The 23,000-nt window shown below is 58.4% G+C and carries 20 protein-coding genes; 13 read left to right on the top strand and 7 right to left on the bottom strand.

The features are described 5' to 3' along the window. Window positions 1–11 precede the first annotated feature (11 nt). The 13 genes from murF to B9Z48_RS00975 all read left to right on the top strand — a co-directional run bounded on the left by murF (window position 12) and on the right by B9Z48_RS00975 (window position 16,339). Window positions 12–1,472, top strand: a complete 1,461-nt coding sequence (gene murF, locus B9Z48_RS00910; RefSeq protein WP_233260974.1) for a UDP-N-acetylmuramoyl-tripeptide--D-alanyl-D-alanine ligase — start codon at window positions 12–14, stop codon at window positions 1,470–1,472. Further along, window positions 1,462–2,640, top strand: coding sequence for a phospho-N-acetylmuramoyl-pentapeptide-transferase (mraY, locus tag B9Z48_RS00915; RefSeq protein ID WP_089953694.1), 1,179 nt, complete (start codon window positions 1,462–1,464; stop codon window positions 2,638–2,640). The genes murF and mraY overlap by 11 nt, the downstream gene beginning before the upstream one ends. A 3-nt stretch (window positions 2,641–2,643) precedes the next feature. After that, a complete protein-coding gene (gene murD / locus B9Z48_RS00920) occupies window positions 2,644–4,497 on the top strand; it encodes a UDP-N-acetylmuramoyl-L-alanine--D-glutamate ligase (protein WP_108376865.1) in 1,854 nt (617 codons plus the stop codon). Continuing rightward, window positions 4,494–5,789, top strand: coding sequence for a putative lipid II flippase FtsW (gene ftsW / locus B9Z48_RS00925; RefSeq protein ID WP_228769084.1), 1,296 nt, complete (start codon window positions 4,494–4,496; stop codon window positions 5,787–5,789). The genes murD and ftsW overlap by 4 nt, the downstream gene beginning before the upstream one ends. After that, on the top strand, window positions 5,786–6,856 hold the full coding sequence (gene murG / locus B9Z48_RS00930; protein WP_089953245.1) for an undecaprenyldiphospho-muramoylpentapeptide beta-N-acetylglucosaminyltransferase: 1,071 nt from the start codon (window positions 5,786–5,788) through the stop codon (window positions 6,854–6,856). Before ftsW ends, murG begins: the two co-directional genes overlap by 4 nt. Next, complete coding sequence (murC, locus tag B9Z48_RS00935; RefSeq protein ID WP_108376866.1) at window positions 6,853–8,283, top strand: UDP-N-acetylmuramate--L-alanine ligase; 1,431 nt, start codon at window positions 6,853–6,855, stop codon at window positions 8,281–8,283. Before murG ends, murC begins: the two co-directional genes overlap by 4 nt. Next, the gene (locus B9Z48_RS00940; protein ID WP_089953241.1) at window positions 8,280–9,272 is read left to right on the top strand and encodes a D-alanine--D-alanine ligase; all 993 of its coding nucleotides are present in this window, start codon (window positions 8,280–8,282) and stop codon (window positions 9,270–9,272) included. The genes murC and B9Z48_RS00940 overlap by 4 nt, the downstream gene beginning before the upstream one ends. After that, complete coding sequence (locus B9Z48_RS00945; RefSeq protein ID WP_089953239.1) at window positions 9,269–10,060, top strand: cell division protein FtsQ/DivIB; 792 nt, start codon at window positions 9,269–9,271, stop codon at window positions 10,058–10,060. Before B9Z48_RS00940 ends, B9Z48_RS00945 begins: the two co-directional genes overlap by 4 nt. 39 nt (window positions 10,061–10,099) lie before the next feature. Further along, window positions 10,100–11,329, top strand: coding sequence for a cell division protein FtsA (gene ftsA / locus B9Z48_RS00950; RefSeq protein ID WP_108376867.1), 1,230 nt, complete (start codon window positions 10,100–10,102; stop codon window positions 11,327–11,329). A 130-nt stretch (window positions 11,330–11,459) separates the two neighbouring features. Beyond that, window positions 11,460–12,677 carry a cell division protein FtsZ gene (ftsZ, locus tag B9Z48_RS00955; RefSeq protein WP_089953235.1) on the top strand — a complete coding sequence of 406 codons (1,218 nt, stop codon included), beginning with the start codon at window positions 11,460–11,462 and terminating at the stop codon, window positions 12,675–12,677. A gap of 189 nt (window positions 12,678–12,866) precedes the next feature. Then, window positions 12,867–13,790 carry a UDP-3-O-acyl-N-acetylglucosamine deacetylase gene (lpxC, locus tag B9Z48_RS00960; protein ID WP_089953233.1) on the top strand — a complete coding sequence of 308 codons (924 nt, stop codon included), beginning with the start codon at window positions 12,867–12,869 and terminating at the stop codon, window positions 13,788–13,790. Window positions 13,791–14,122: 332 nt separating this feature from the next. Then, window positions 14,123–15,007, top strand: coding sequence for a DMT family transporter (locus tag B9Z48_RS00970; RefSeq protein WP_089953688.1), 885 nt, complete (start codon window positions 14,123–14,125; stop codon window positions 15,005–15,007). 12 nt (window positions 15,008–15,019) lie between these two features. Beyond that, the gene (locus B9Z48_RS00975; RefSeq protein ID WP_108376868.1) at window positions 15,020–16,339 is read left to right on the top strand and encodes an amidase; all 1,320 of its coding nucleotides are present in this window, start codon (window positions 15,020–15,022) and stop codon (window positions 16,337–16,339) included. Between the two features lie 127 nt (window positions 16,340–16,466). On the opposite strand, the gene B9Z48_RS00980 is transcribed toward B9Z48_RS00975, so the two are convergent. The 7 genes from B9Z48_RS00980 to B9Z48_RS01010 form a co-directional block, all read right to left on the bottom strand. Then, complete coding sequence (locus B9Z48_RS00980) at window positions 16,467–17,846, bottom strand: MmgE/PrpD family protein (protein ID WP_108376869.1); 1,380 nt, start codon at window positions 17,844–17,846, stop codon at window positions 16,467–16,469. Then, window positions 17,846–18,646, bottom strand: a complete 801-nt coding sequence (locus B9Z48_RS00985) for an enoyl-CoA hydratase/isomerase family protein (protein WP_108377158.1) — start codon at window positions 18,644–18,646, stop codon at window positions 17,846–17,848. The genes B9Z48_RS00980 and B9Z48_RS00985 overlap by 1 nt, the downstream gene beginning before the upstream one ends. Window positions 18,647–18,681: 35 nt before the next feature. Further along, complete coding sequence (locus tag B9Z48_RS00990; protein WP_108377159.1) at window positions 18,682–19,458, bottom strand: short-chain dehydrogenase/reductase; 777 nt, start codon at window positions 19,456–19,458, stop codon at window positions 18,682–18,684. 83 nt (window positions 19,459–19,541) lie between these two features. Further along, a complete protein-coding gene (locus B9Z48_RS00995) occupies window positions 19,542–20,426 on the bottom strand; it encodes a polysaccharide deacetylase family protein (RefSeq protein WP_108376870.1) in 885 nt (294 codons plus the stop codon). A gap of 1 nt (window position 20,427) precedes the next feature. After that, window positions 20,428–21,177, bottom strand: coding sequence for an ABC transporter ATP-binding protein (locus tag B9Z48_RS01000; protein WP_089953221.1), 750 nt, complete (start codon window positions 21,175–21,177; stop codon window positions 20,428–20,430). 7 nt (window positions 21,178–21,184) lie between these two features. Then, a complete protein-coding gene (locus B9Z48_RS01005; protein WP_108376871.1) occupies window positions 21,185–21,991 on the bottom strand; it encodes an ABC transporter permease in 807 nt (268 codons plus the stop codon). Window positions 21,992–22,006: 15 nt separating this feature from the next. Then, window positions 22,007–22,984, bottom strand: coding sequence for an ABC transporter substrate-binding protein (locus B9Z48_RS01010; protein WP_089953682.1), 978 nt, complete (start codon window positions 22,982–22,984; stop codon window positions 22,007–22,009). Between the last annotated feature and the right edge of the window lie 16 nt (window positions 22,985–23,000).

Consider the following 23,000-nt stretch of genomic DNA (forward strand, 5'->3'; position numbering starts at 1 on the left):
ATCACACCCCCATGAAGTTGAATCTCAACCAAGCCTTGCTCTGGCTCAGCCATGCACAGGGTGTGGGTTTGACGTCCGTGCTGGCCGATCGCGTGCACACCGACAGCCGCAGTTTGCAATCGGGTGATTTGTTTGTGGCCCTGAGAGGTGAGCGCTTTGATGGCCATCAGTTCATCGGCCAAGCCAAAGCGCAAGGAGCCGTGGGCGTGGTGTGTGAACCCTCGGGTCAAGATTTGGCCATCCATCATGGCTTGCCCGCTTTGATTGTCCCTGACGCCCGCATCGCCTTGGGTGAACTGGCTCAAGGCTGGCGCTCGCAGTTCAATCTGCCCCTGATTGCGGTGACGGGCAGCAATGGCAAAACCACCGTCACTCAAATGATTGCGTCCATCTTGCGCGAGCACGCAGGTGAACAGGCCTTGTCCACCCAGGGCAACCTGAACAATGACATTGGCGTGCCACTGACCTTGCTCAATCTGCGCGCCCACCACACCATTGCTGTGGTCGAATTGGGCATGAACCATCCGGGCGAGATTGCCTATTTGGCTCGCTTGGCCCAAGCCAACGTGGCTTTGGTCAACAACGCACAACGTGAACACCAAGAGTTCATGGGCACCGTCGAAGCTGTGGCCCACGAAAATGGTGCGGTGTTGCATGCCTTGCCTTCCAGTGGTGTGGCCATTTACCCTGCAGACGAAACCTTCACGCCCGTGTGGCAAGCGCTGTCGGGTGCGCGTGCCCAACGCACCTTTGCCATGCCAACGGGTGGCATCCCAACCGCTCAAGTTGCCCATTCACGCGTGGACGTCTGTGCGGATGACGTGGTTTGGCAATCCGATGCTTGGCAATTCGCGTTGGTCACGCCTCAGGGGACGGCCCCTGTTTTGCTGCACATTGCAGGCCGTCATAACGTCAAAAATGCATTGGCTGCAAGCGCCTGCGCACTGGCAGCGGGCGTGCCGTTGGCCACTGTGGTGCAAGGTTTGCAAGCATTTGAACCCGTGAAAGGCCGTTCACGGGCATGGGTTGTGCCAAGCCCATTGGGCAGCATCACCTTGGTAGATGACACCTACAACGCCAACCCTGACTCTGTGCGTGCAGCCATTGATGTGCTGGCCGAGTTGCCCGCACCCCGTTTGTTGGTATTGGGTGACATGGGCGAAGTGGGTGATCAGGGGGCCGAGTTTCATGCCGAAGTCGGCCGCTATGCAGCCGAGCGCGGCATCGAAGTTTTTTACACCTTGGGCGACTTGTCCGAGCATGCCGCTCGCGCATTTGGTGCGGCCCATCATTGCGCCAGCATGGACCAGTTGTTGGCCCTTGTGTTGCACAACATGCATCAATTTCAAAGTGTGCTGGTCAAAGGCTCGCGCTTCATGAAGATGGAGCGCGTGGTTCAAGCCCTTCTGTCACGGGGCGATGACCAGCGCACAGCACATCACGATCAAAAAGGGGAGGCCCATGCTGCTTAGTTTGGCCCAATGGTTGCAAAGTTTGTCACCCGAGTGGGGCTTTTTGCGCGTTTTTCAATACATCACCTTCCGTGCCGTGATGGCCGCGATGACGGCCTTGTTGATTGGTTTGGCCGCAGGGCCGTGGGTGATCCGTCGCCTGACATCTCTCAAAATTGGCCAGCCTATCCGAGGCTATGGCATGGAGTCTCACCTGTCCAAAAGTGGCACGCCCACCATGGGGGGGGTGCTGATTCTGTTGTCCATTGCAGTTTCCACCTTGTTGTGGTTTGACCTGTCCAACCGATTTGTCTGGATTGTGTTGATCGTCACCCTGGGTTTTGGTGCCATTGGTTGGGTGGATGACTGGCGCAAGGTCGTCAACAAAGATCCTGAGGGCATGCGCTCGCGTGAAAAGTACTTCTGGCAATCGGTGGTGGGCTTGCTGGCGGCGCTGTATTTGGTGTTCAGTATTTCAGAAGTGTCCAACATGCGCGTGCTCGACTTGTTTGGCAAATGGGTCTTGTCAGGCTTTGATGTCAACTTGCCGCCCAAGGCAGGCCTGCAAGTGCCGTTTTTCAAAGAAATCAACTACCCCTTGGGCGTCTTGGGCTTTGTGGTCATGACCTATTTGGTCATTGTGGGCGCCAGCAACGCGGTCAACCTCACCGATGGCTTGGATGGTTTGGCGATCATGCCTGTGGTGATGGTTGGTTCCGCTTTGGGTGTGTTTGCTTATGTGACGGGCAGCTCGGTTTATTCCAAATACCTGTTTTTGCCACACATCCCAGGTTCGGGCGAGTTGATGATATTTTGCGCAGCCATGGCGGGTGCCGGTTTGGCGTTCTTGTGGTTCAACACGCATCCAGCGCAGGTTTTCATGGGTGATGTGGGGGCTTTGGCTTTGGGGGCTGCGTTGGGCACCATCGCGGTCATCGTGCGACAGGAAATCGTGCTGGCCATCATGGGCGGTATTTTTGTGGTCGAAGCTTTGTCGGTCATGGCCCAAGTGGCTTGGTTCAAATACACCAAAAAGAAATACGGCCAAGGTCGACGCATTCTGAAAATGGCCCCATTGCACCACCATTTCGAAAAAAGCGGCTGGAAAGAAACGCAGGTGGTGGTGCGGTTCTGGATCATCACCATGCTGCTGTGCCTGGTGGGTTTGTCAACCCTGAAGCTGAGGTAAGCCATGCAGCTTCAGGGTCAACACGTTCTGATTCTTGGTTTGGGTGCTTCGGGCCTGACAATGGCCCGTTGGTGCGCGCATGCCGGGGCCAGTGTCACCGTGGCCGATACCCGTGACACGCCACCCCAGTTGCTGGCTTTGCAAGCCGAATGGCCTGATGTGCGTTTTGTTCCTGGGCCTTTTGCCGCGGGATTGGTCGAAGGCACTTCGGTGCGAGCTGTCTTTCGAAGCCCCGGCCTGAGCCCGGAGGTGGTGGCCCCGGTGCTGGATGCGGCCAAAGCCATGGGCTTGTGGCAAGGCGGTGAGCTGAGCCTGTTTGCAGCAGGCTTGCAAGACTTGAAAACCCGATTTGGCTACGCACCCCAGGTGTTGGCCATCACCGGCACCAACGGCAAAACCACAGTGACTTCGTTGACCGGGCAGTTGGTTGCGCGTGCAGGCAAAACGGTGAAAGTGGCAGGCAACATTGGCCCCACATTGCTCGACACCTTGACTCAGGCCATGGCCCAAGCCAAGGCCCAGCTGGCGCAGGATGAGGTTTTGGAACAAACAGAGCCTGAAGTGGTCAGCCGTGATGCCGAGGTCAGCAACGCAGACGATGCATCGCTTTCGCAAACAGAACAGATAGCGATTCCACTGCAAGCTGCAGTCGAACCCAGCACAGAGCACAACGAGGCCCCTGCGGTGTTGGACAGTGCCATGCCCTTGGACGCGCAAGCCACTGACAACGAAGAAAATTCAGCCCAAGCCCAGGCCAGCGAAGTGGAAGACGCCACCCAGATCGAGGACGAAGAGTTGACGGTCCCCCAAGCCGCGGTCATGGCACCTGTGCTGGTGCACCCCATGGCCCAAGCATTGCCGCAAGTCTGGGTGCTGGAGTTGTCGAGCTTTCAACTCGACAGCAGCGAGGGCTTTGAACCCACTGCTGCCACCGTTTTGAACCTCTCGCAAGACCATTTGGACTGGCATGGCAGCATGGCCGCCTATGGCCAAGCCAAAGCCAGAATTTTTGGTAAGCAGGCTTTGATGGTGCTCAATCGCGATGATTTGCAAGTCATGGACATGCGTCCAGCGCCCATCAAGGTCAAACTGCAAAAACCCATGGAGCGTGCCTGCTTGACCTTTGGTGCAGACATGCCTCAAAGGCCGGGGGACTTCGGCATTGAAGTGACCCATGGCATGACCTGGTTGGTTCGTGCGCTGGAGGCCGATGAAACGCGTCGCCGCCGCAAAGACGAAGCAGAAGAGTTGCACTTTCAGCGCTTGATGCCGGCCGATGCCTTGCGCATTCGGGGGCGGCACAACGCCGTCAACGCCTTGGCGGCGTTGGCCTTGGCGGCCAGTGCTGGATGTGCTTTGGGACCCATGCTGTATGGACTGCGTGAGTATCGGGGTGAGCCGCACCGAGTAGAGCCGGTGGCCATCGTCCACGACGTTGAGTACTTTGATGATAGCAAGGGCACCAATGTGGGAGCCACGGTTGCCGCTTTGCAAGGCCTGGGTGCCGAGCGAAGCGTGGTGGTGATCATGGGCGGGGAGGGCAAGGGTCAGGATTTTTCACCTCTGGCCGCGCCCGTCGCAAGGTATGTCCGGGGTGTGATTCTGATTGGTCGGGATGCGCCCGTCATTCGTGAGGCCTTGCTGGGCACAGGTGTTCCATTGAGCGATGCGCAGGACATGCACGATGCAGTGAGGCAAGCGGCTGGCCTGGCACATTCGGGTGATGCTGTGCTGATGTCGCCCGCCTGCGCCAGTTTTGACATGTTCGACAACTATGGACACCGGGCGGAAGTGTTTTGCCAAGCTGTGGCGGCTTTGGCTCAAGATGCTGGCGTGTCCATGGAGGGCGGCCTGTGAGCGAAACCTTGAACTTGGCCCAGCGCATGCAAACCACGTTGGCACGTTGGGGGGCGGTTTTTGGCGGTGCTGTGGGTGGAGCGGTCCATGCCCAGGCCTTGCCGGTCAATTTGGGTGGCTACGAATTTGCCCGCCCACCCTCCAGCACAGCAGCCAGTTTGCAGGGCGTGGACAAAGTCTTGGTCGGGGTTGTGGTGGCCTTGCTGATGTGGGGCATGGTCATGGTGTATTCGGCATCGATTGCCATGCCGGATAACCCCAAATTTTCTCGTTATACACACACCCACTTTTTGGTGCGGCATGCCATCTCGATGGTGGCCGGTTGTGTCATGGCCTTGTTGGCCTTCCAAGTGCCCATGCAAAACTGGGAGAAAGTCGCCAAGCCCTTGTTTGTGCTGTCTTTGCTCTTGCTGGCCTTGGTGTTGATTCCGTTTATTGGCAAAGGGGTCAATGGTGCCAGGCGTTGGATTTCCTTTGGCGTGATCAATTTTCAGCCCTCGGAGCTGGCGAAGTTGGCCACCATCATTTATGCCGCTGACTACATGGTCCGCAAAATGGATGTGAAGGAAGACTTTATTCGTGCCGTATGGCCCATGGGCACTGCAGTGGCTTTGGCTGGGGTGTTTTTGCTGGCTGAGCCTGACATGGGGGCTTTCATGGTGATCGCCATCATTGCCATGGGCATCTTGTTTCTGGGTGGCGTCAATGCCCGCATGTTCTTTCTGATCTTTACCGTTTTGGTCTCTGCCTTTGTGATCATGATTGCGGTGTCTCCATGGCGTCGAGAGCGAATTTTTGCCTACCTGGACCCCTTCAGTGCCGAACATGCTTTGAGCAAAGGTTACCAGTTGTCGCACTCCTTGATTGCCATCGGCCGAGGCGAAATTTGGGGTGTTGGTTTGGGCGGGAGTGTCGAGAAATTGCATTGGCTGCCCGAGGCGCACACGGACTTTTTATTGGCCGTGATTGGTGAAGAGTTTGGATTGATCGGTGTGTCCTTGGTCATCTTTTTGTTCTTGTGGCTCAGTCGGCGAATCATGGTGATTGGGCGTCAGGCGATTGCGCTGGAAAAAGTGTTTTCAGGTTTGGTGGCGCAAGGGGTCGGTATCTGGATTGGATTTCAGGCCTTCATCAACATGGGTGTGAACCTGGGCGCTTTGCCCACCAAGGGGCTGACTTTGCCACTGATGAGCTATGGCGGGTCCGCCATCATGATGAATCTGATTGCGATTGCCATCGTTTTGCGCATTGACATTGAAAACAAAAAAATGATGCGTGGAGGGCGACCATGAACACCAAGACGAAAACAGCCTTGGTCATGGCCGGGGGCACAGGGGGGCACATCTTCCCGGGATTGGCCGTGGCCCAGGCACTGCGAGACGCGGGCTGGCGTGTGCATTGGTTGGGCGCCCCCAACAGCATGGAGCACGATTTGGTGCCTGCTCGAGGTTTTGCTTTCGAATCGGTGGATTTTGCGGGCGTACGCGGCAAAGGTTTGCAGACACTGATGGTCTTGCCTTGGCGTTTGCTGCGGGCATTTTGGCAAAGCGTGCAGGTGATTCGACGTGTCCAACCCGATGTGGTGTTGGGTTTGGGGGGCTACATCACATTTCCTGGCGGGATGATGGCCAGCTTGTGGGGCAAACCGTTGATTTTGCATGAGCAAAATTCGGTGGCGGGCATGGCCAACAAGGTCTTGGCGCAACTGGCTGATCGGGTGTTCACGGCTTTTCCGGGTGTTTTCAAAACGGGGCAGTGGGTGGGAAATCCCCTGCGTCGAGCCTTTACCGAGCAGGCATCGCCCGCTGAACGCTACGCCGCCCGCACAGGTCCCTTGCGCTTGCTGGTCGTGGGGGGCAGTTTGGGGGCCAAAGCCTTGAATGACATGGTGCCCAAGGCTTTGGCCTTGTTGCCACCAGAAAGCCGTCCACAAGTGGTCCACCAAAGCGGTGCCAAACAAATTGAAGCCTTGCGAGCCAATTACCAGGCGGCGGGTGTGCAGGCTGAATTAACCCCCTTCATTGACGACACGGCCACAGCCTTTGCTCAGGCCGATTTGGTGATCTGCCGTGCGGGTGCCAGCACCGTGACCGAATTGTCGGCTGTAGGTGTGGCGGCCATGTTTGTGCCTTTTCCATTTGCGGTGGATGACCATCAAACCACCAATGCCCAATTTTTGGTGGCATCGGGCGGTGGTTGGTTGATCCCGCAATCTGAATTGACCGCTGAAAGTTTGGCAGAACGGTTGAAAGCTCTGGATCGGGACCAATTGCAGGATGTGGCTGAAAGTGCCTGGGTCCATAGAAAAACAAATGCAACAAGAGAGGTTGTGATGGCTTGTGAGGAGTTGGCAGCATGAAACACGCCATCCGTAAAATTCATTTCATTGGCTTGGGCGGCTCGGGCATGAGCGGCATCGCCGAAGTGCTGTTCAATCTTGGCTACCAAATTTCTGGCTCAGATCTGGCCGACAGTGCGTCCTTGCGGCGCTTGGCTGGTTTGGGTATTCAAACCCATGTCGGACATGCGCCCGAAAACGTGAGCGATGCCGACGCCGTGGTCACCTCGACGGCTGTCAAGTCTGACAACCCGGAAGTATTGGCCGCCAAGGCACGGCATGTGCCCATCGTGCCCCGTGCAGTCATGTTGGCCGAATTGATGCGCATGAAGCAAGGGGTGGCCATCGCAGGTACACACGGCAAAACCACCACCACCAGCTTGGTGGCCAGTGTCTTGGCCGAGGCAGGCTTGGACCCCACTTATGTCATTGGCGGGCGCCTCAACAGTGCAGGCACCAACGCTAAATTGGGCACGGGTGACTACATTGTGGTGGAAGCCGATGAGTCGGATGCCTCATTTTTGAACCTGCTGCCGGTCATGGCGGTGGTGACCAACATTGACGCTGACCATATGGAGACGTACGGCCACGATCTGGCCCGCTTGAAGGGGGCCTTTGTTGAGTTCTTGCACCGCATGCCTTTTTATGGGACAGCGATTGTTTGCAGTGACGATCCAGGCGTGCGATCCATTGTTGACCAAATTGCTCGGCCGGTGACCACATACGGTTTGCAAGCCGGTGCGCAAGTGCGGGCTGTGGACGTGAGGGCCGAAAACGGCCAGATGCATTTCACAGTCAAGCGGCAAAACGGCATCACTTTGCCGGATCTGCCCATCGTGCTGAATTTGCCCGGTGAGCACAACGTGCTCAATGCCTTGGCCGCTATTTCGGTGGCTGTGGAATTGGGTGTGGATGATGCTGCGGTGCAGCGTGCATTGACGCAATTCAAAGGGGTGGGTCGGCGCTTTCAGCGTTACGGCGAGGTGCCCACGGCCGATGGCCAAGGTCACTTCACCGTGATTGACGATTATGGTCATCACCCTGTCGAGATGGCAGCCACCCTGGCGGCCGCACGCGGGGCCTTTCCTGGTCGCAGGTTGGTGTTGGCCTTCCAGCCCCACCGATACAGCCGCACCCGCGACTGCTTTGAAGATTTTGTCAAAGTGATTGGCCACGGTTGCGACAGCGTCTTGCTTTGTGAGGTGTACGCCGCTGGAGAAGCACCCATCGTGGCGGCCGATGGTCGCTCATTGGCCAGGGCACTGCGTGTGGCAGGAAAGGTCGAACCCGTCTTTGTGGACCAAGTCACCGACATGCCCCAGGCGGTCATGGACAATGCGCGCCCCGGCGATGTGCTCATTTGCATGGGGGCTGGCTCTATTGGTGCAGTCCCGGCTCAAGTGGTCGAGTGGGCGTCTTGCAGCGCGTCCAAAAAGGAGAAGTCATGACGGACCATGTCTTGCAAGTGGGTGATGTGTCTGCGCTGAACATGGGCAAAGTGGCCGTGTTGATGGGCGGGAATTCGGCCGAACGCGAAATTTCATTGATGTCGGGTCAAGGCGTGTTGAACGCTTTGCAGAGCGCTGGTGTCAATGCTCTGCCGTTTGATCCTGCCGAACGCGATTTGAGTGAGCTCAAGCGCGAGGGTTTTGACCGCTGTTTTATTGCCCTGCATGGACGCCACGGTGAAGATGGCACGGTGCAAGGGGCGCTGGAATTGATGGGCATTCCCTATACCGGCTCAGGCGTGATGTCCTCCAGCATGGCCATGGACAAAGTCATGACCAAACGTGTCTGGCTGGCCGAGGGCTTGCCCACGCCGCGTTACGTCTTGGTGAACAAAGCCGATGTTCACCTCACATCGGGGGCAGATTTGGTGGCCAAGCTGGGTTTGCCCATGATTGTCAAACCGGCGCGTGAAGGTTCATCCATCGGGGTGAGCAAAGTCAGTCATGTTGACCAAGTGCGGGCGGCCTTGTTGGCCGCGGCCGCATGCGACAAAGACATCCTTTGCGAACAGTGCATCGTGGGAGATGAGGTCACTTGTCCTGTGTTGGGCGAAGGTCGCAACGCCCGTGCTCTGCCTGTGATTCGCATCGTGGCACCTGATGGTGATTACGATTATCAGAACAAATATTTCACGGACGACACCCAATATCTTGTGCCCAGTGGATTGCCTGCTGAGGAAGAAGCCCAGATTGAAGCGTTGGTGATCAAGGCTTACCAGGTCTTGGGTTGCAGAGGCTGGGGCCGCATCGACGTCATGATCGATGCCAGCACACGCCAACCTTATTTGCTGGAAATCAACACCTCACCGGGCATGACCAGCCATTCTTTGGTGCCCATGTCGGCGCAAGCTGTGGGACTGGACTATCAGGCGTTGTGCTGTCAATTGTTGGCCAATGCGGCCATGGATGCTCAGGAGAGGGTGGCATGAAAAAAACGGCCCCCATGCCCATCGACATCCGGCTCATGAACATGGCTTCAGCGTTGTTGCTGGTCGTGGTGCTGAGCCTTTTGTTGGGCAGTGGGTTGTGGTGGTTGCTCAGGCATCCGATGTTTGCGATACAAGCCATTGCGGTTCATGGAGAGGTTTCGCGCAACAACGCGGTGACCTTGCAGAACCATGTCATGCCGCAACTGAAAGGGAATTTCTTCACCATCAACTTGGATGAAACACGGGACATTTTTCAGTCCGTCCCTTGGGTGCGTGTGGCGGTGGTACACCGGGATTTCCCAAATCGATTGCGCACCGTTTTGCAAGAGCACCATGCCTTGGCATTGTGGGGTGAAGAGGGGACCAGCACTTTGCTCAATGAACAAGGGCAAGTGTTCGAGGCCAATATTGAGGACCTGGATGTCGACAAATTGCCTCGACTGAAGGGACCGGACGCTCAATCGATGACAGTCGCACGCATGTTCAATGTCTTGCGTCCGCAGTTCGCAGCAGTGGATATGGAAATTGACCAGCTGGAACTGACGCCCAGGGGCGGCTGGCGGGTTTTGACCCAGTACGGGGCTTTCATTGAGCTGGGTCGGGGTACGGAGAAGGAGTTGGTGGCAAGGTTGAATCTTTTCTTCAAAACCTTGTCCCAAGTGACATCTCGTTATGACCGAACTGTCACGGCATTGGCTGGGGCAGATTTGCGTCACAAGGATGGTTATGCGCTGCGTTTGAGAGGCGTCAGTACCTTGGAAACAGACATCAACAATAAGAAACCATGAGCAATCAGGTTCGCAAACACAACGGAAACGGTGGTTGAAATGGCAAAAGAGTACAAAGACTTGGTGATCGGCTTGGACATTGGCACATCCAAGGTCATGGCTGTGGTGGCCGAAGTGTTGCCAGATGGTTCATTGAAAATTGCTGGCTTGGGCATTGCACCTGGCAATGGACTCAAGCGTGGGGTGGTTGTGAACATCGATGCCACCGTGCAAAGCATCCAACAAGCCTTGAAAGAGGCTGAGCTGATGGCCGACTGCAAAATTGTGCATGTCAATTGCGGCATCACGGGCAGTCACATCCGTGGCTTGAACTCCAGTGGCATGGTGGCCATCAAGGACAAAGAAGTGACTCAGGCCGATGTCGCTCGCGTCATGGAAACTGCGCGAGCCATCAACATCTCCTCTGATCAACGTTTGCTCCTCGTGGCACCACAAGAATTTGTGATCGATGGCCAAGAAGTCAAAGAACCCATAGGCATGAGCGGCATGCGCCTGGAGGCGAAGGTGCACATTGTCACGGGGGCACAAAGCGCTGCTGAAAACATCATCAAATGTGTGCGACGCTGTGGCCTGGAGGTGGATCAGCTGTTGCTCAACCCCCAGTCGTCGAGTTTGGCCGTGTTGTCTGAAGATGAGCGCGAACTCGGTGTGGTGTGTGTGGACATTGGTGCAGGCACCACAGATGTAGCCATTTTTTCAAATGGCTCGATTCGCCACACGGCCGTGATTCCCATTGCGGGTGACTTGATCACCAGCGACATCGCCATGGCCTTGCGTACCCCCACAAAAGACGCTGAAGACATCAAGGTAGAAAGCGGCTACGCCAAGCAGTTGTTGGCCGATCCGCAAGCCCAAGTCGAAGTGCCTGGTTTGGGTGATCGGGGCCCCCGTATGCTGAGCAAACAAGCCCTGGCTGGTGTGATTGAGCCGCGCATTGAAGAGATCTTCTCTTTGGTGCATCAGGTCATCCGGGAGTCGGGTTATGAAGAAGTGCTGTCCTCCGGCATTGTGCTGACAGGCGGCAGTGCGGTCATGCCGGGCATGGTTGAGTTGGGTGAAGACATTTTTCTTAAACCTGTCCGCCGTGGCTTGCCCAAGTATTCGGGCGGCTTGGCCGACATGGTCAGTCAACCCCGGGCGGCTACGGTGATGGGCCTGCTCGAAGAGGCACGCCTTGCTCGCTTGCGTGGCTACAAGGTGACACAAAAGAAGAGTTCAGTGAACAATGCTTTTGGTCGTTTCAAAGACTTTATTGTGGGGAACTTTTGATGGAATGGAACAAAAAATTCCTGGCCCGACCCAGCCCACCCAACACAGACAGCAGTGAAGACATTGACTTCTGGCAAAAATTTTTTCACCGATCCAGACAACTTCAGAAATTCAGATTTAGGATATCACCATGACCATTGAAATGATCCAAACCGAAGAGTTCAACCAAGGCACCCAGATCAAAGTGATCGGGGTTGGCGGAGGTGGCGGCAACGCTGTTGAACACATGATTGAGCGTCAGGTTCAAGGCGTTGAATTCATCTGCGCCAACACCGATGCACAAGCCTTGGCCCGCAGTGCGGCGCATCGTTTCATTCAATTGGGACAAACGGGTCTGGGTGCAGGCAGCAAGCCAGACAAAGGCCGTGAAGCCGCCTTGGCTGCTGAGGCCGATATTCGCAGCGCCATTGAAGGTGCGCACATGTTGTTCATCACGGCCGGCATGGGCGGAGGCACCGGCACCGGTGCTGCCCCTGTGATTGCCCGAATTGCCAAAGAAATGGGCATTTTGACTGTGGGTGTGGTGACCAAGCCCTTCGATTTTGAAGGCAACCGCCGCATGAGCAATGCCGACCAAGGCATGCTCGAACTGGAAGCCTGCGTTGACTCATTGATCGTGGTGCTCAACGAGAAACTGCTCGAATTGCCCGGTGGCGATGACATGACGCAGGACGAAGCCTTCGCTCACGCCAACGACGTGCTCAAAAATGCGGTGGGCGGCATTGCTGAAATCATCAATGTCCCGGGCCATGTGAACGTCGACTTCGAAGACGTGCGCACCGTGATGGGCGAACCCGGCAAGGCCATGATGGGCACAGCAGCCGCCAGCGGCCCCGACCGTGCACGCATTGCCGCCGAGCAAGCTGTGGCTTGCCCCCTGCTTGAAGGTGTCGACCTCAAAGGTGCTCGAGGTGTTTTGGTGCTGATCAGCGCCGCCAAAGGCTCCTTGAAGTTGGCCGAATCCAAGCAGGCCATGAACACCATTCGTGCCTGTGCCTCCGAAGACGCCCATGTGATTTATGGCACGGCCTACGACGAAAGCTTGGGCAATGACATCCGTGTGACCGTGGTCGCGACCGGTTTGTCACGCAAAGCTGCGGCACGTCCGATCCTTGAAGTGATTCATACGGGCAACGGTGCCGACACGACTGTTTTCGCGCGAGGTGTTCAGGATGTGGTGGTGCCCACCATGCGAGCCCCCGCCAGCACAGGCAGTGGCAGTGGCATGAGCACACCTGCCGTGTGGCGCAACAGCCGCACCACCGCCGCAGCCCGCGTGGATGGCATGGTCAATGCCGGTATGGACGACATTGAGATTCCGGCGTTCTTGCGCAAACAAGCCGATTGAACAGCGCACCGCCCCTTCATTGCCATCCTTCAAGGGCTGACGGTCGTGACCGCTCGGCCCTTTTTTCTGTGCTTGGGTCAGGGCGGACAGCATGGCATGACTCTTGTGAGAATGGAAGTTGGGCCAGCCTCGGGGCGCAAGGCAAACCCTGTCAGCACAGCGTCTATGTCAGCGAATTAAAATGCTTTCATGCTTGCTCAACGCACCCTCAAAACCCTCACCCAGGCCGTTGGCGTGGGTTTGCACAGTGGCCAACGTGTCGAATTGACGCTGCGGCCAGCCGCACCCGACACAGGCATCGTGTTCAGGCGTGTGGACTTGCCTGAGCCGGTGGACATTCCTGTGAGGGCCGAGTCGGTGACCGACACCCGTCTGGCCTCCACCATCTCGGTCGGGCAAGCCAAGGTGTTCACGGTGGAGCACCTCATGTCGGCCTGCGCAGGCTTGGGCATTGACAACTTGTATGTCGACATCACCGCCGAAGAGGTGCCCATTTTGGACGGATCGGCCTCGTCGTTTGTGTTTTTGCTGCAAAGCGCGGGCATCGTCGAGCAAAACGCGCCCAAGCGCTTTTTGCGCGTGCTCAAAACCGTGCAGGTCAGCGAAGGCGAGGGCAACAACATCAAGTGGGCCAAGCTCGAACCCTTTCACGGCTACAAACTCAGCTTCGAAATCGACTTTCGCCACCCTGCTGTTGACTCGACCGGGCAGCAGGTGGTGTTCGACATGTCCGAGGGCGTGTATTCGCGTGACATTGCCCGGGCCCGCACCTTTGGCTTTACCAAAGACGTGGAAATGATGCGTGCCAATGGCCTGGCGCTTGGCGGAGGCTTGGACAACGCCATCGTCATGGACGACTACAAGGTGCTGAACGCCGACGGCCTGCGTTACGACGACGAGTTTGTGAAGCACAAAATCCTCGACGCCATGGGCGACCTGTACATCGTGGGCAAACCCCTGCTGGCCGCCTACAGCGCCTTTCGCTCGGGCCACGCCATGAACAACCAGCTGCTGCGAGCACTGCTGGCCCAACCCGACGCCTATGAGATCGTGACGTTTGACAGAGCCAGTCAAGCACCCAAAGGTTTTGCCGCTTTGCAGCCTGCTTGGTAAGGCTCTGGCCCATGGTTTTGACGGCCATGTGTGTATTGATTTTGTAGGAGCCCACCCTGAGGGCGATGGCACGCGCACCACCTATTGATCCGGCCCTGAGAAGTTTGAAGTGGAAGGCTTGCCTTGGGGACAGTGATCAACGATGGGGGATTTGTGGGAGCCCCGCCCTCGGGGCGATGGGTGGTGGTCTACGAGGCACTATCGCGGCGAGGGCGCCGCTCCCACAAAGAAAGCGTTCATGCAAACTTCATCGGGCCGGATCAATAGGCACGCCATGGCCCCTGTCACGGGTGAATCAGGAGGCAAAGAGGCCTTGGGATAACATGGTCTGCATGACCCTCAGCCGACAACAAATCACATTGCTCGTCACATTGACGCTGGTCTGGGGCTTCAACTGGCCCATGCTCAAACTGGGGGTGAGCTATTTTCCACCGCTCTCGTTTCGCAGTTTGAGCATGTGGATGGGCTTGCCGTTTTTGGCGCTGGTGCTGTACGTCAAAAAAATTCCCTTCAAGATCCCGCAATCTGACTGGCGAGAGCTGTTCATCTTGGCTGCGACCAACATGCTCATTTGGCATGTGCTCATCATTTTGGCCGTGCAAAATCTGTCGAGTGGGCGGGCGGCCATCTTGGGTTACACCATGCCGATTTTTTCGGCCCTGATTGGCGTGGCCGCCTACGGCGCGGTGCTCAAGTGGCGCGGTTGGTTGGGCTTGGCGGCGGCCTTGCTGGGCGTCATGCTTTTGATGTGGCATGAGTTCAGCACCATCGCGGGCAAACCGTTGGGTGTGGCCCTGGGTCTGGTGGCCGCAGCTTTTTGGGGTTTGGGCACGCAACAAATTCGGCACACCCGCATTCAGGTACCTACTCTGACCATCGTGTTCTGGATGACCTGCATGAGCACTTTGTTGATGAGTTTTTTGGCTTTTCTTTTTGAGCGTGACGCCTGGGGACCTCCCCCGTCTGTGACCTGGGTCTCGGTGGTGTACAACGCGTTTGGGGTGTTTGTGTTTGCCCAAGCTGCATGGTTGTCATTGGCCAGAAACTTGCCGCCCTTGGCCTCCACACTGAGTGTGATGTTCATCCCGGTACTGGGGGTTTTCAGCGGGGCTTATTTTTTAAACGAGGTCTTGCACTGGCAGGACTGGGCGGCCATTGTGTTGATTGTGGTGGCCATTGCCTCTGTGTTGTGGCCCAGCCGCACGCCCCAGCCTTGAGTCGTGAACACCATGCACACCGACCTGACCCTTTTGAGCGCTGCTGACTTGCACCAAGCCTATGCCTTGGGCCAGACCGACCCGGTGGCGGTGACACAAGCACATTTTGCACGCATCGCGCAGCGCAACCCGAGGCTGCACGCCTTTGTCCATGTGTGCACCGAGCTGGCTTTGCAACAAGCCCAAGCCAGTGCCCAGCGTTGGGCCAAGGGCCTGCCGCTGGGGCCACTCGATGGGGTGCCTTTGGCCTTGAAGGACAACATCGATGTGGTCGGTATGCCTTGCACGGCAGGCACGGCGGCCTATGCACAGCGCTGGCCGCAGCAAGACGCGCCGGTGTACGTCAAGTTGCGTGATGCGGGCATGGTCTTGTTGGGCAAGCTCAACATGCACGAAGCCGCTTTGGGGGCCACCACCGACAACCCCGTGTATGGCCGTTGCATCAACCCGCAGCGTGAGGGCTACACACCGGGCGGCTCCAGTGGGGGCTCTGCAGCCGCTGTGGCCGATCATTTGTGCCCACTGGCCATGGGCACCGACACCATGGGCTCGGTGCGCATTCCCGCCGCTTATTGTGGTGTGTTTGGCTTGATTCCCACGCGTCAGCGCCTGGACATGCAAGGCATCGTTCCTTTGAGCCCCACACTCGATGTGGCCGGCCCGCTGGCCAGAACCGGGCGTGACTTGGCCGAGGCGGCCGCTCGCCTGTTGGGACTGAGCCGGGCACCCGAGACAAGCACCAACATTTGGCAGGGCTTGCGCGTGGGCATCTTGCCGCAAGCCTCAGAAGTCGAAATGGACGCAGCTGTCCATCAGGCGTGGCAGAACACACAAGCGCGTTTGCAAGCCCGGGGTGCGCAATTGCGCACGCTGCAGTGGCCCGATTGGGTGCCCGCTGCCAGCCGCTTGCACGCCTTGTTGATGAGCGAGTGGGAAGGGGCCGAGTACTGGATGGAGGCATTGGGTCCTGATCTGACGGGCCTGAGCCCTGGCTTGCAAAAAATGCTCAACTACGGTGCCCGACTGAGCCCTGAAAAACGGGCCACCAGTCGGTCTGCCATTTTGGGCATGCGGGCGCAGGCCGGTGATTTGTGGGCTGATGTGGATATCCTGCTCTTGCCCACCACACCGCACACCAGCTTCGCCCACACCGAAGCCGCACCAGCCAGCCAGGCCGACTGGGCGTGTCTGGCCAACATCCTGGGGGCTCCCGCCTTGTCCTTTCCTTACCCTACAGACGGCTTGCCTGTGTCATGCCAATGGCTGGCCGCTCCGGGCCAAGACGAAAAGTTGTTGTCGCTGGCTTGCGCCATGGACAGTTTTTGGGCCTGAAAAATCGCGTCAAAAAGCGCGCATGTGCTTTCGCTTTGTACGGCTGGATGACTTGCAGGGCAGGTGCCTACAGCGCCATGTCCGGGTGATCGCAGGGTCTCCTGCGTTTTGCACAAACCCACCACGTTCAACGGGGGGTTGAGCGGATCTGCAAAAAGGCCCACAGCGCATCCATTGAGCTGCTTTGGGGCAATGCCCAAACTTGATCCACCAAGGCTTGGGCCGTATCGGAGCACCATCCACTGGCCAACAGCAAGGTGCGGGCTTTGTCGGTGACCTGCTCCGGGCGCAAGGGGTTTTCGGGGTCGCCCAGCACGCTGCTGACTTCGCTCACCCAGATTTGACCGTCGGTCAAGCGTGCGTGCAGCTTGGCACCAAACCTCTGCGGGTAAGCCTGGTTTTGCTCTGCGCCGCAACTCAGTTCCACATGTTCGCGCAAGCGGGTGCAGCTGGGCTCGCTCAGGGCATGGGCTTGTGTCGCTTCCAAACCAAAACCGCCATGGCACAAGGCCCATGCCACGCCATGCTGGAGGCTGAACTTGCCTTGTAAAGGCGTTTGGGGTGCAGCTTGGTCCGCAAACGACAAGGCCACGGCATAGGTTTCGAGGTGCAAATGTTCGATGCGTTCTGGTGAAAGACCTTGTGCGTGCAGCTTCAGGGCGCATTCAATGGCCGGGTGCACATGCCGACAAGCGGGCCAGGGCTTGAAGCTGACCTCGTGCAAACGCCAAGGCGCCTTGTGTGCCCCTTGCAGCAAAGACTCGGCACGCCCGGCGTCCAATGGCCCGCCCGTGGCCTGCAGCCAACCCAAAGGGCCTTCCAAAATGGACAAAGGACCGGTCATGCCCGCCGCCGCCATGTCGGCCGCCACCAAACCGGCTTGTGCGCTGTGCCCGGTGGCCATTTGTTTGGCCAAGCCCGGCTCCAGGCGGCACTGCCAGACACCGGCCGATTGCATGCCCGCCAGGGCCAAAGCGTGTTGTGTGCGCGTGGCGTCCAGGCCCAGCAATTGAGCGCAGGCCATGGCGCTGGCAAAAACGCCAGTTGTGGCGGTGCTGTACCAGTGCGCGTAATGGCTGGGGCCACTGAGCAGGCCCAGCAAAATGCCAGCCTCATAGCCCACCACCAAGGCATCGAGCAAAGCTGGCGCACTGGCGTTTTCGCGTTGAGCCATGGCCAACACGGCAGGCACGACCGTGTCGCCCGGGTGCACCACGGCTTCGCGGTGCACATCGTCCATTTCGTGGCAGCTGCCCAACGAACCGTTCCAGCGGGCCGCTTCGGCAGCCATCAAGCCACGGTGGCCACAAACCCATATGGGGCCGGGTGCTTGTTTCAGTGCCCAGCGCTGCAGCACTTCACCCAGTTCGGTGCTTTGCCCCAGATGCGCACAGCCCATCCAGTCGATCAGGTGCAAGGCAGCGCGTTGCCGGTCGTGTTCGCCCACGGGTTTGCGCAAGGCTTGCACCAGCCATGCGCTCCAAGACGTGGGGCTGGGGCTGCCCATCAGCGGCCCTTGAAAACAGGAGGTCTTTTTTCGTTGAAGGCCAGCACACCCTCGTGCCGGTCTTCGGTGTCCACCAACTGGTTGTAGGCCTCCACCTCAAACCGATACGCCGTGCGCAGTTCCATTTGCCCACCGTAGCGGATGGACTTTTTGACTTGGCGAACGGACAAAGGGGCGTTGCGGGCCAGGGTCTGTGCCGTGCGCAGGGCTTGGTCAAGCACTTGATCGGCGGGCAGGGTCTGATTGACCAAACCCCACTCCAGTGCTTGCTCTGCAGTAAAGGCCTGCCCGGTCAACATCAATTCTTTGGCGCGGCGCTCACCGATGGCGCGGGGCAGGTTTTGTGTGCCCCCCATGCCGGGCATGATGCCCAGGGTCACCTCGGGCAAGGCAAAGCGGGCGTTGTCGCTGGCGTACATGAAGTCGCAGCACAAGGCCATTTCCAGGCCCCCGCCGTAGGCATGACCATTGATGGCCGCTATCACCGGCAAAGGCAAATCCACCAAGGCCCAGGACATGCGCTCAAACACCTCGTGCTGCTGCGTCCATTGCGCACGCGTCATGCCTTTGCGCTCTTTCAGGTCGCCGCCCGCGCAAAAAATGCGGGACCCCGCACCGGTCAGCACAACGCAGCGCACGCCTTGCGCATCGCTGCTCAGTGCCAGCCACAGGTCCAGCAGTTCCTGGCCCATGCGGGTGTTGATGGCGTTGCCCACATCGGGGCGGTTCAGGCTCACTTGCAGCACGCCCTCTGCAGGGCGTTGCAACAACAAGGTGTCGTGGGGGGCCGAGAGGTCCATGGTTATGGGGCTTCGCTGGGGCACCGTTTGGGGGGTCAATTGGGCGCGTATTGCTGCCCACCATCGACATGCAGCACCGTGCCGCTGAGGTAGCCACAAACCGGTGAGGCACACAGCACCGCCAGTCGGGCGATTTCATCGGGTTCGGCCAAACGGCCAAACGGCAATTTTTGGGTCATCTCCAGCCAGCGCGAGGCGTCGCCCAGTTTGCTGGCCGCTTGTTGTTTGAGCACGCCTTCGATGCGGTCGCTGCGGGTGGGCGAAGGGTTGATGCCGAACACCCGCACGCCCTTGCGCACGCTGCCCGCGCCAATGCCCTGGGTGAACGAGATCAAAGCGCCATTGGCCGCCGAGCCGCAAATGTATTCGTAGCGCGGTGCCGCCCCGGCCATGCCGATGATGTTGCAAATCACGCCAGAGCCGCGTGACTCCATGGCCCCCAGATACAGCCGGGTGAGGTTGATGTAGCTGAACAGCTTGAGTTCCCACGACGCACGCCATGCGTCTTCTGCGATGTCGTGGATGCTGCCGCCCGGAATCGCGCCAGCGTTGTTGACCAGGATGTCTGCAGTTGGAAACAGTTGGAACAAAGCGCGGTCCGAGCCGGGTTGTGACAAATCAATCTCCGCGATCTCGGGTGCAGGCAAGCCCTCTTGGGCAAAGGCGGCCAAAGCGGCGTCCAGGTTGCTGCGCTGGCGAGACACCAACACCGGCTTGGCACCTTCGCGGGCAAAGTTCAGCGCAATGGCCAGACCGATGCCTTTGGAGCCACCTGTGACGATGACTTGTTTTTGATCGAGTTCGAGGTTCATGCAAAAGGCCTGCAAAGGGGGCAAGTCAATGGGCTTGCCCGGGTTTCAAAATCAAGACAGCGCCAGAGGGTTGCGCATCCCCATCAGGCGTTGGGCGCAGGCACCTGGGCGGTGTACCAGTCGGCAATCTGACCGCCGGTCTTGAAGCACACCTGGGGTGACTTCATCAGCAAGTCCAGCATGCGCTCAAAACTGGCAAAGCGGTGAGGCACGCCAATCAGGTGCGGGTGCAGGCCGATGGCCAACACGCGGGGGTGCGAGGTCGCTTCGCGCTCAAACAATGCCAGCGTGCGTGCCAGGCGCTCGTACATTTCATCGCTGGTGTGTTTCTCGATGGCGTACACGATCGAGTCGTTGATTTCCAGGTTGTAGGGCATGGCCAGCAAGGGGCCGTTGCGTGTTTGCATCCAACTGGGCACATCGTCGACCACCCAGTCAAACACATAGTCCACGCCCTGTTTTTTCAGCAACTCGGGGGTGTCGTGTGTTTCGCGCAGACCGGGGCTGAGCCAGCCTCTGGGGCGCTGGCCCGTGAAGCGCTCGATCATGTCCAGGCTCATCGCGATCAACGATTCTTCGGACTCGCCTTGGTTGTGGTTCAGGCTTTTCTGGTGTACCCCGTGGCCAATGAACTCCCAACCAGCGTCGTGCATGGCTTGCGCTGCATGAGGGTAAGCGTTGATGACCCCGGCGTTGAAGCTGGTGGAGGCGGGCAAGCCCCGCTCTTGGATGGCCCGCAGCAAACGCGGCAGACCCGCCCGCATGCCGTAGTCGGCCCAGCTGAAGTTGGGCACATCGGGCACTGTTTCTTTGCCGTGCGGCGGAGTGATGATGGTGCGCGGCATGCTCGACTCGAACTGCCAATGCTCCACGTTCACCACCAAGTGCACCATGATGGCTCCCTCAGGCGCGGCCTTGAGGGCCGGACCATCGTTGGAGAAGCGGTAGGGAATGCGGGGGTTGGCCATGTCAGTGTCGAATGAGGTTGAGGATGTCGAGTTTGAGTGCGGCAAAGGTCTCGCTGGCCGTGTCGGCCACAGTGCGTGGACGCGCCAGCGGCACGGTGATTTTGGTCTGGATGCGGCCCGGGCGGGCTGACATCACGTAAATCGTGCTGGCCAAAAAGATCGCCTCGTCGATGTCGTGTGTGACAAAGATGATGGTGGGCTTGAGCTTTTGCCACACCGTGAGCAGCAACTCTTGCATGGTCAAACGGGTTTGTGCATCCAGCGCGCCAAAGGGCTCGTCCATGAGCAACACGCGTGAGCCCAGCGTCAGGATGCGGGCAATGCCCACACGCTGGCGCATGCCACCCGACAACTGCACGGGCAGATGGTTTTTGAAATCACTCAGGCCCACGATCTTGATCATTTCATGGGCGCGGTCTTCGTATTCGCTGCGAGCCATGCCCTGCACCTTGGGGCCGAAGATCACGTTTTCCCAAACGGTCAGCCACGGGAACAAAGCGGCTTCCTGAAAGACCACGCCTCGGTCCGGGCCGGGTGCACGCACGCCTTGGCCGTCGACCAAGAGCTGGCCCTGGCTGGGTTGTTCGAATCCGGCGATCAGATTGAGCAAAGTGGATTTGCCGCAGCCCGAAGGCCCGAGCAGTGCCACCAGCTCACCGGGAGCCACTTGCAAATTGATGTCTTCCAGCGCCTTGACGGGTGTGGCACCCGGGTAGGTCTTGTAGAGCTTGTCGATGGAAATGTGGGACATAGTTGTTTCAATGGCTTTGCAGCATGCGCCAGACCAAAACCTTGCTTTCGATGAAAACGATCAGGCGATCACTTAAAAACCCCATGATGCCAATCGACACCATGTCGGCCAGCACGATGTCCATGCGCCCCACGTAATAGGCGTCCCACAGCACATAGCCGAGCCCCGACTTGACGGCCACCATCTCGGACACGATCACCGCCGTCCACGAAATGCCCAGGCCAATGCGCAAGCCGGTGAAGATGGAGGGCATGGCCGCTGGCAGCACCACCCGATACAGGAGTTGCTTGCGGCTCGCGCCCATCATGAGTGCAGCCCGCACCAGGTTGCGCTCGACATCGCGTGCGCCTTGGGTGGTGTTGACCACAATCGCGTAAAAGCCACCCAGAAAAATCAGAAAGATGGCCCCCATGTCGCGGATGCCGAACAGGGCAATCGAAAACGGCAACCAAGCGGTGATCGGGATCGGGCGCAGGCTCTGGATGAGTGGGTCAAACAGTTGTTGAACCGTGCGGCTCCAGCCAATCAGCAAGCCCAAGGGCACGCCAATCAGGGCTGCCAGAACAAAACCCTGCGCCACACGCATGGATGAGTACTGGACGTTGGCCACCCACGAACCCAGGTAAGGGTTCAGGCCCATGCCCGGCGAGCCAAAAATCCAGCCGTGCCAGCCATCCAGAACCTGCATGGGCGTGGGCAAAATGCCGGCCATGTCGGGCCGGCTACCGGCCACCTGCCAGACCAGCAGAACCGCGGCGGGCACCAACACGCCAAGCAGCGTCCGCCGAAGGGTTTCGAAAGAAGCGTTTGCCATGGAGGTGCTGCCTGCTTACTTCTTGAGTTCAACAACCATCGAGTCGTCGTACAGTGCGGCGGCTTCCTTGGTCACGTCTTTTTGCACAATGCCTTGCTTGAAGGCGGCTTCAGCCAAGCGAGAGACTTGGTCTTTGTTCAGCACGCCACCGAGCTGGATGATCTTGGCCGACTCTTTGGTCACGTTCAGGGGCAGGCCGGTGTACTTGGAATAGGCATCGGCAAACACATCCTTGTTTTTGCTCAGGGTTTCTTCGGCCTTGAGGTAAGCCCACAGGAAGCGGCGCACCAGCTCTTTCTTTTGCGTCATGGCTTCGCCCGAGGCGGCCAGCATGCCCAACTCGGCACCCACCGCACGCGATTGGCTGTACTCCAGCTTTTGCGAAAAGTAAGCATCGCCTTCGGCCACAGCCTGCGACTCAAAGGGCTCCCACAGCACCATGGCGTCGATGTCGCCGCGCTTCATGGCCTGCACAAAGGCTGTGCCGCCACCTTGCACGTTCACAGGCGTGAACGAGTTGTAAGGGATGTTCTTCTCGATCAAGGTCATGGCCCACTGGAACCAGACGGCCGAGCCGGGGGCAATGGCAATTTTCTTGCCCTTGATGTCGCCCCAGTCGTCGATCTTGGCACCTTTGCGCACCACCAGGTACTTGGGCGAGCTGCCCACACCGGTCAGACCGATCAGGTTTTTGCTGCCTTGACCGGCCACGATGGCCAGGTCACCCGCACCCACGGCCGACACGTCGACCGAGTTGGACAACAAGGCGGTGCGGGCATCGGCGTAACGCACGAACTCGGCACGCTTGACCTCGATGTTCATTTTCTTGAGCTCTTCTTCGACCAAGAGCATGGGCGAGAGGTGGCCCACTTTGACGTAGCCGACCGTGAGGGTGGCTTTGTCTTTGAGAGGCGCTGGCGCTGGGCCCAAGGCCAAGGCCATGCCGGTCGAGACCGACAGCGCAAAGCCAACGAGGGAAGTCAAAAGTTTCATCTGAATGCTCCTGGTG

This window comes from Limnohabitans sp. WS1 (assembly GCF_003063265.1).
GTDB lineage: Bacteria > Pseudomonadota > Gammaproteobacteria > Burkholderiales > Burkholderiaceae_C > Limnohabitans_A.

Excerpts from the sequence above, each read along its gene's own strand:
- murF (WP_233260974.1), top strand. The coding sequence starts at position 12 with ATGAAGTTGAATCTCAACCAAGCCTTGCTCTGGCTCAGCCATGCACAG.
- mraY (WP_089953694.1), top strand. The coding sequence starts at position 1,462 with ATGCTGCTTAGTTTGGCCCAATGGTTGCAAAGTTTGTCACCCGAGTGG.
- murD (WP_108376865.1), top strand. The coding sequence starts at position 2,644 with ATGCAGCTTCAGGGTCAACACGTTCTGATTCTTGGTTTGGGTGCTTCG.
- murG (WP_089953245.1), top strand. The coding sequence starts at position 5,786 with ATGAACACCAAGACGAAAACAGCCTTGGTCATGGCCGGGGGCACAGGG.
- murC (WP_108376866.1), top strand. The coding sequence starts at position 6,853 with ATGAAACACGCCATCCGTAAAATTCATTTCATTGGCTTGGGCGGCTCG.
- B9Z48_RS00940 (WP_089953241.1), top strand. The coding sequence starts at position 8,280 with ATGACGGACCATGTCTTGCAAGTGGGTGATGTGTCTGCGCTGAACATG.
- B9Z48_RS00945 (WP_089953239.1), top strand. The coding sequence starts at position 9,269 with ATGAAAAAAACGGCCCCCATGCCCATCGACATCCGGCTCATGAACATG.
- ftsA (WP_108376867.1), top strand. The coding sequence starts at position 10,100 with ATGGCAAAAGAGTACAAAGACTTGGTGATCGGCTTGGACATTGGCACA.
- ftsZ (WP_089953235.1), top strand. The coding sequence starts at position 11,460 with ATGACCATTGAAATGATCCAAACCGAAGAGTTCAACCAAGGCACCCAG.
- lpxC (WP_089953233.1), top strand. The coding sequence starts at position 12,867 with ATGCTTGCTCAACGCACCCTCAAAACCCTCACCCAGGCCGTTGGCGTG.
- B9Z48_RS00970 (WP_089953688.1), top strand. The coding sequence starts at position 14,123 with ATGACCCTCAGCCGACAACAAATCACATTGCTCGTCACATTGACGCTG.
- B9Z48_RS00975 (WP_108376868.1), top strand. The coding sequence starts at position 15,020 with ATGCACACCGACCTGACCCTTTTGAGCGCTGCTGACTTGCACCAAGCC.
- B9Z48_RS00980 (WP_108376869.1), bottom strand. The coding sequence starts at position 17,846 with ATGGGCAGCCCCAGCCCCACGTCTTGGAGCGCATGGCTGGTGCAAGCC.
- B9Z48_RS00985 (WP_108377158.1), bottom strand. The coding sequence starts at position 18,646 with ATGGACCTCTCGGCCCCCCACGACACCTTGTTGTTGCAACGCCCTGCA.
- B9Z48_RS00990 (WP_108377159.1), bottom strand. The coding sequence starts at position 19,458 with ATGAACCTCGAACTCGATCAAAAACAAGTCATCGTCACAGGTGGCTCC.
- B9Z48_RS00995 (WP_108376870.1), bottom strand. The coding sequence starts at position 20,426 with ATGGCCAACCCCCGCATTCCCTACCGCTTCTCCAACGATGGTCCGGCC.
- B9Z48_RS01000 (WP_089953221.1), bottom strand. The coding sequence starts at position 21,177 with ATGTCCCACATTTCCATCGACAAGCTCTACAAGACCTACCCGGGTGCC.
- B9Z48_RS01005 (WP_108376871.1), bottom strand. The coding sequence starts at position 21,991 with ATGGCAAACGCTTCTTTCGAAACCCTTCGGCGGACGCTGCTTGGCGTG.
- B9Z48_RS01010 (WP_089953682.1), bottom strand. The coding sequence starts at position 22,984 with ATGAAACTTTTGACTTCCCTCGTTGGCTTTGCGCTGTCGGTCTCGACC.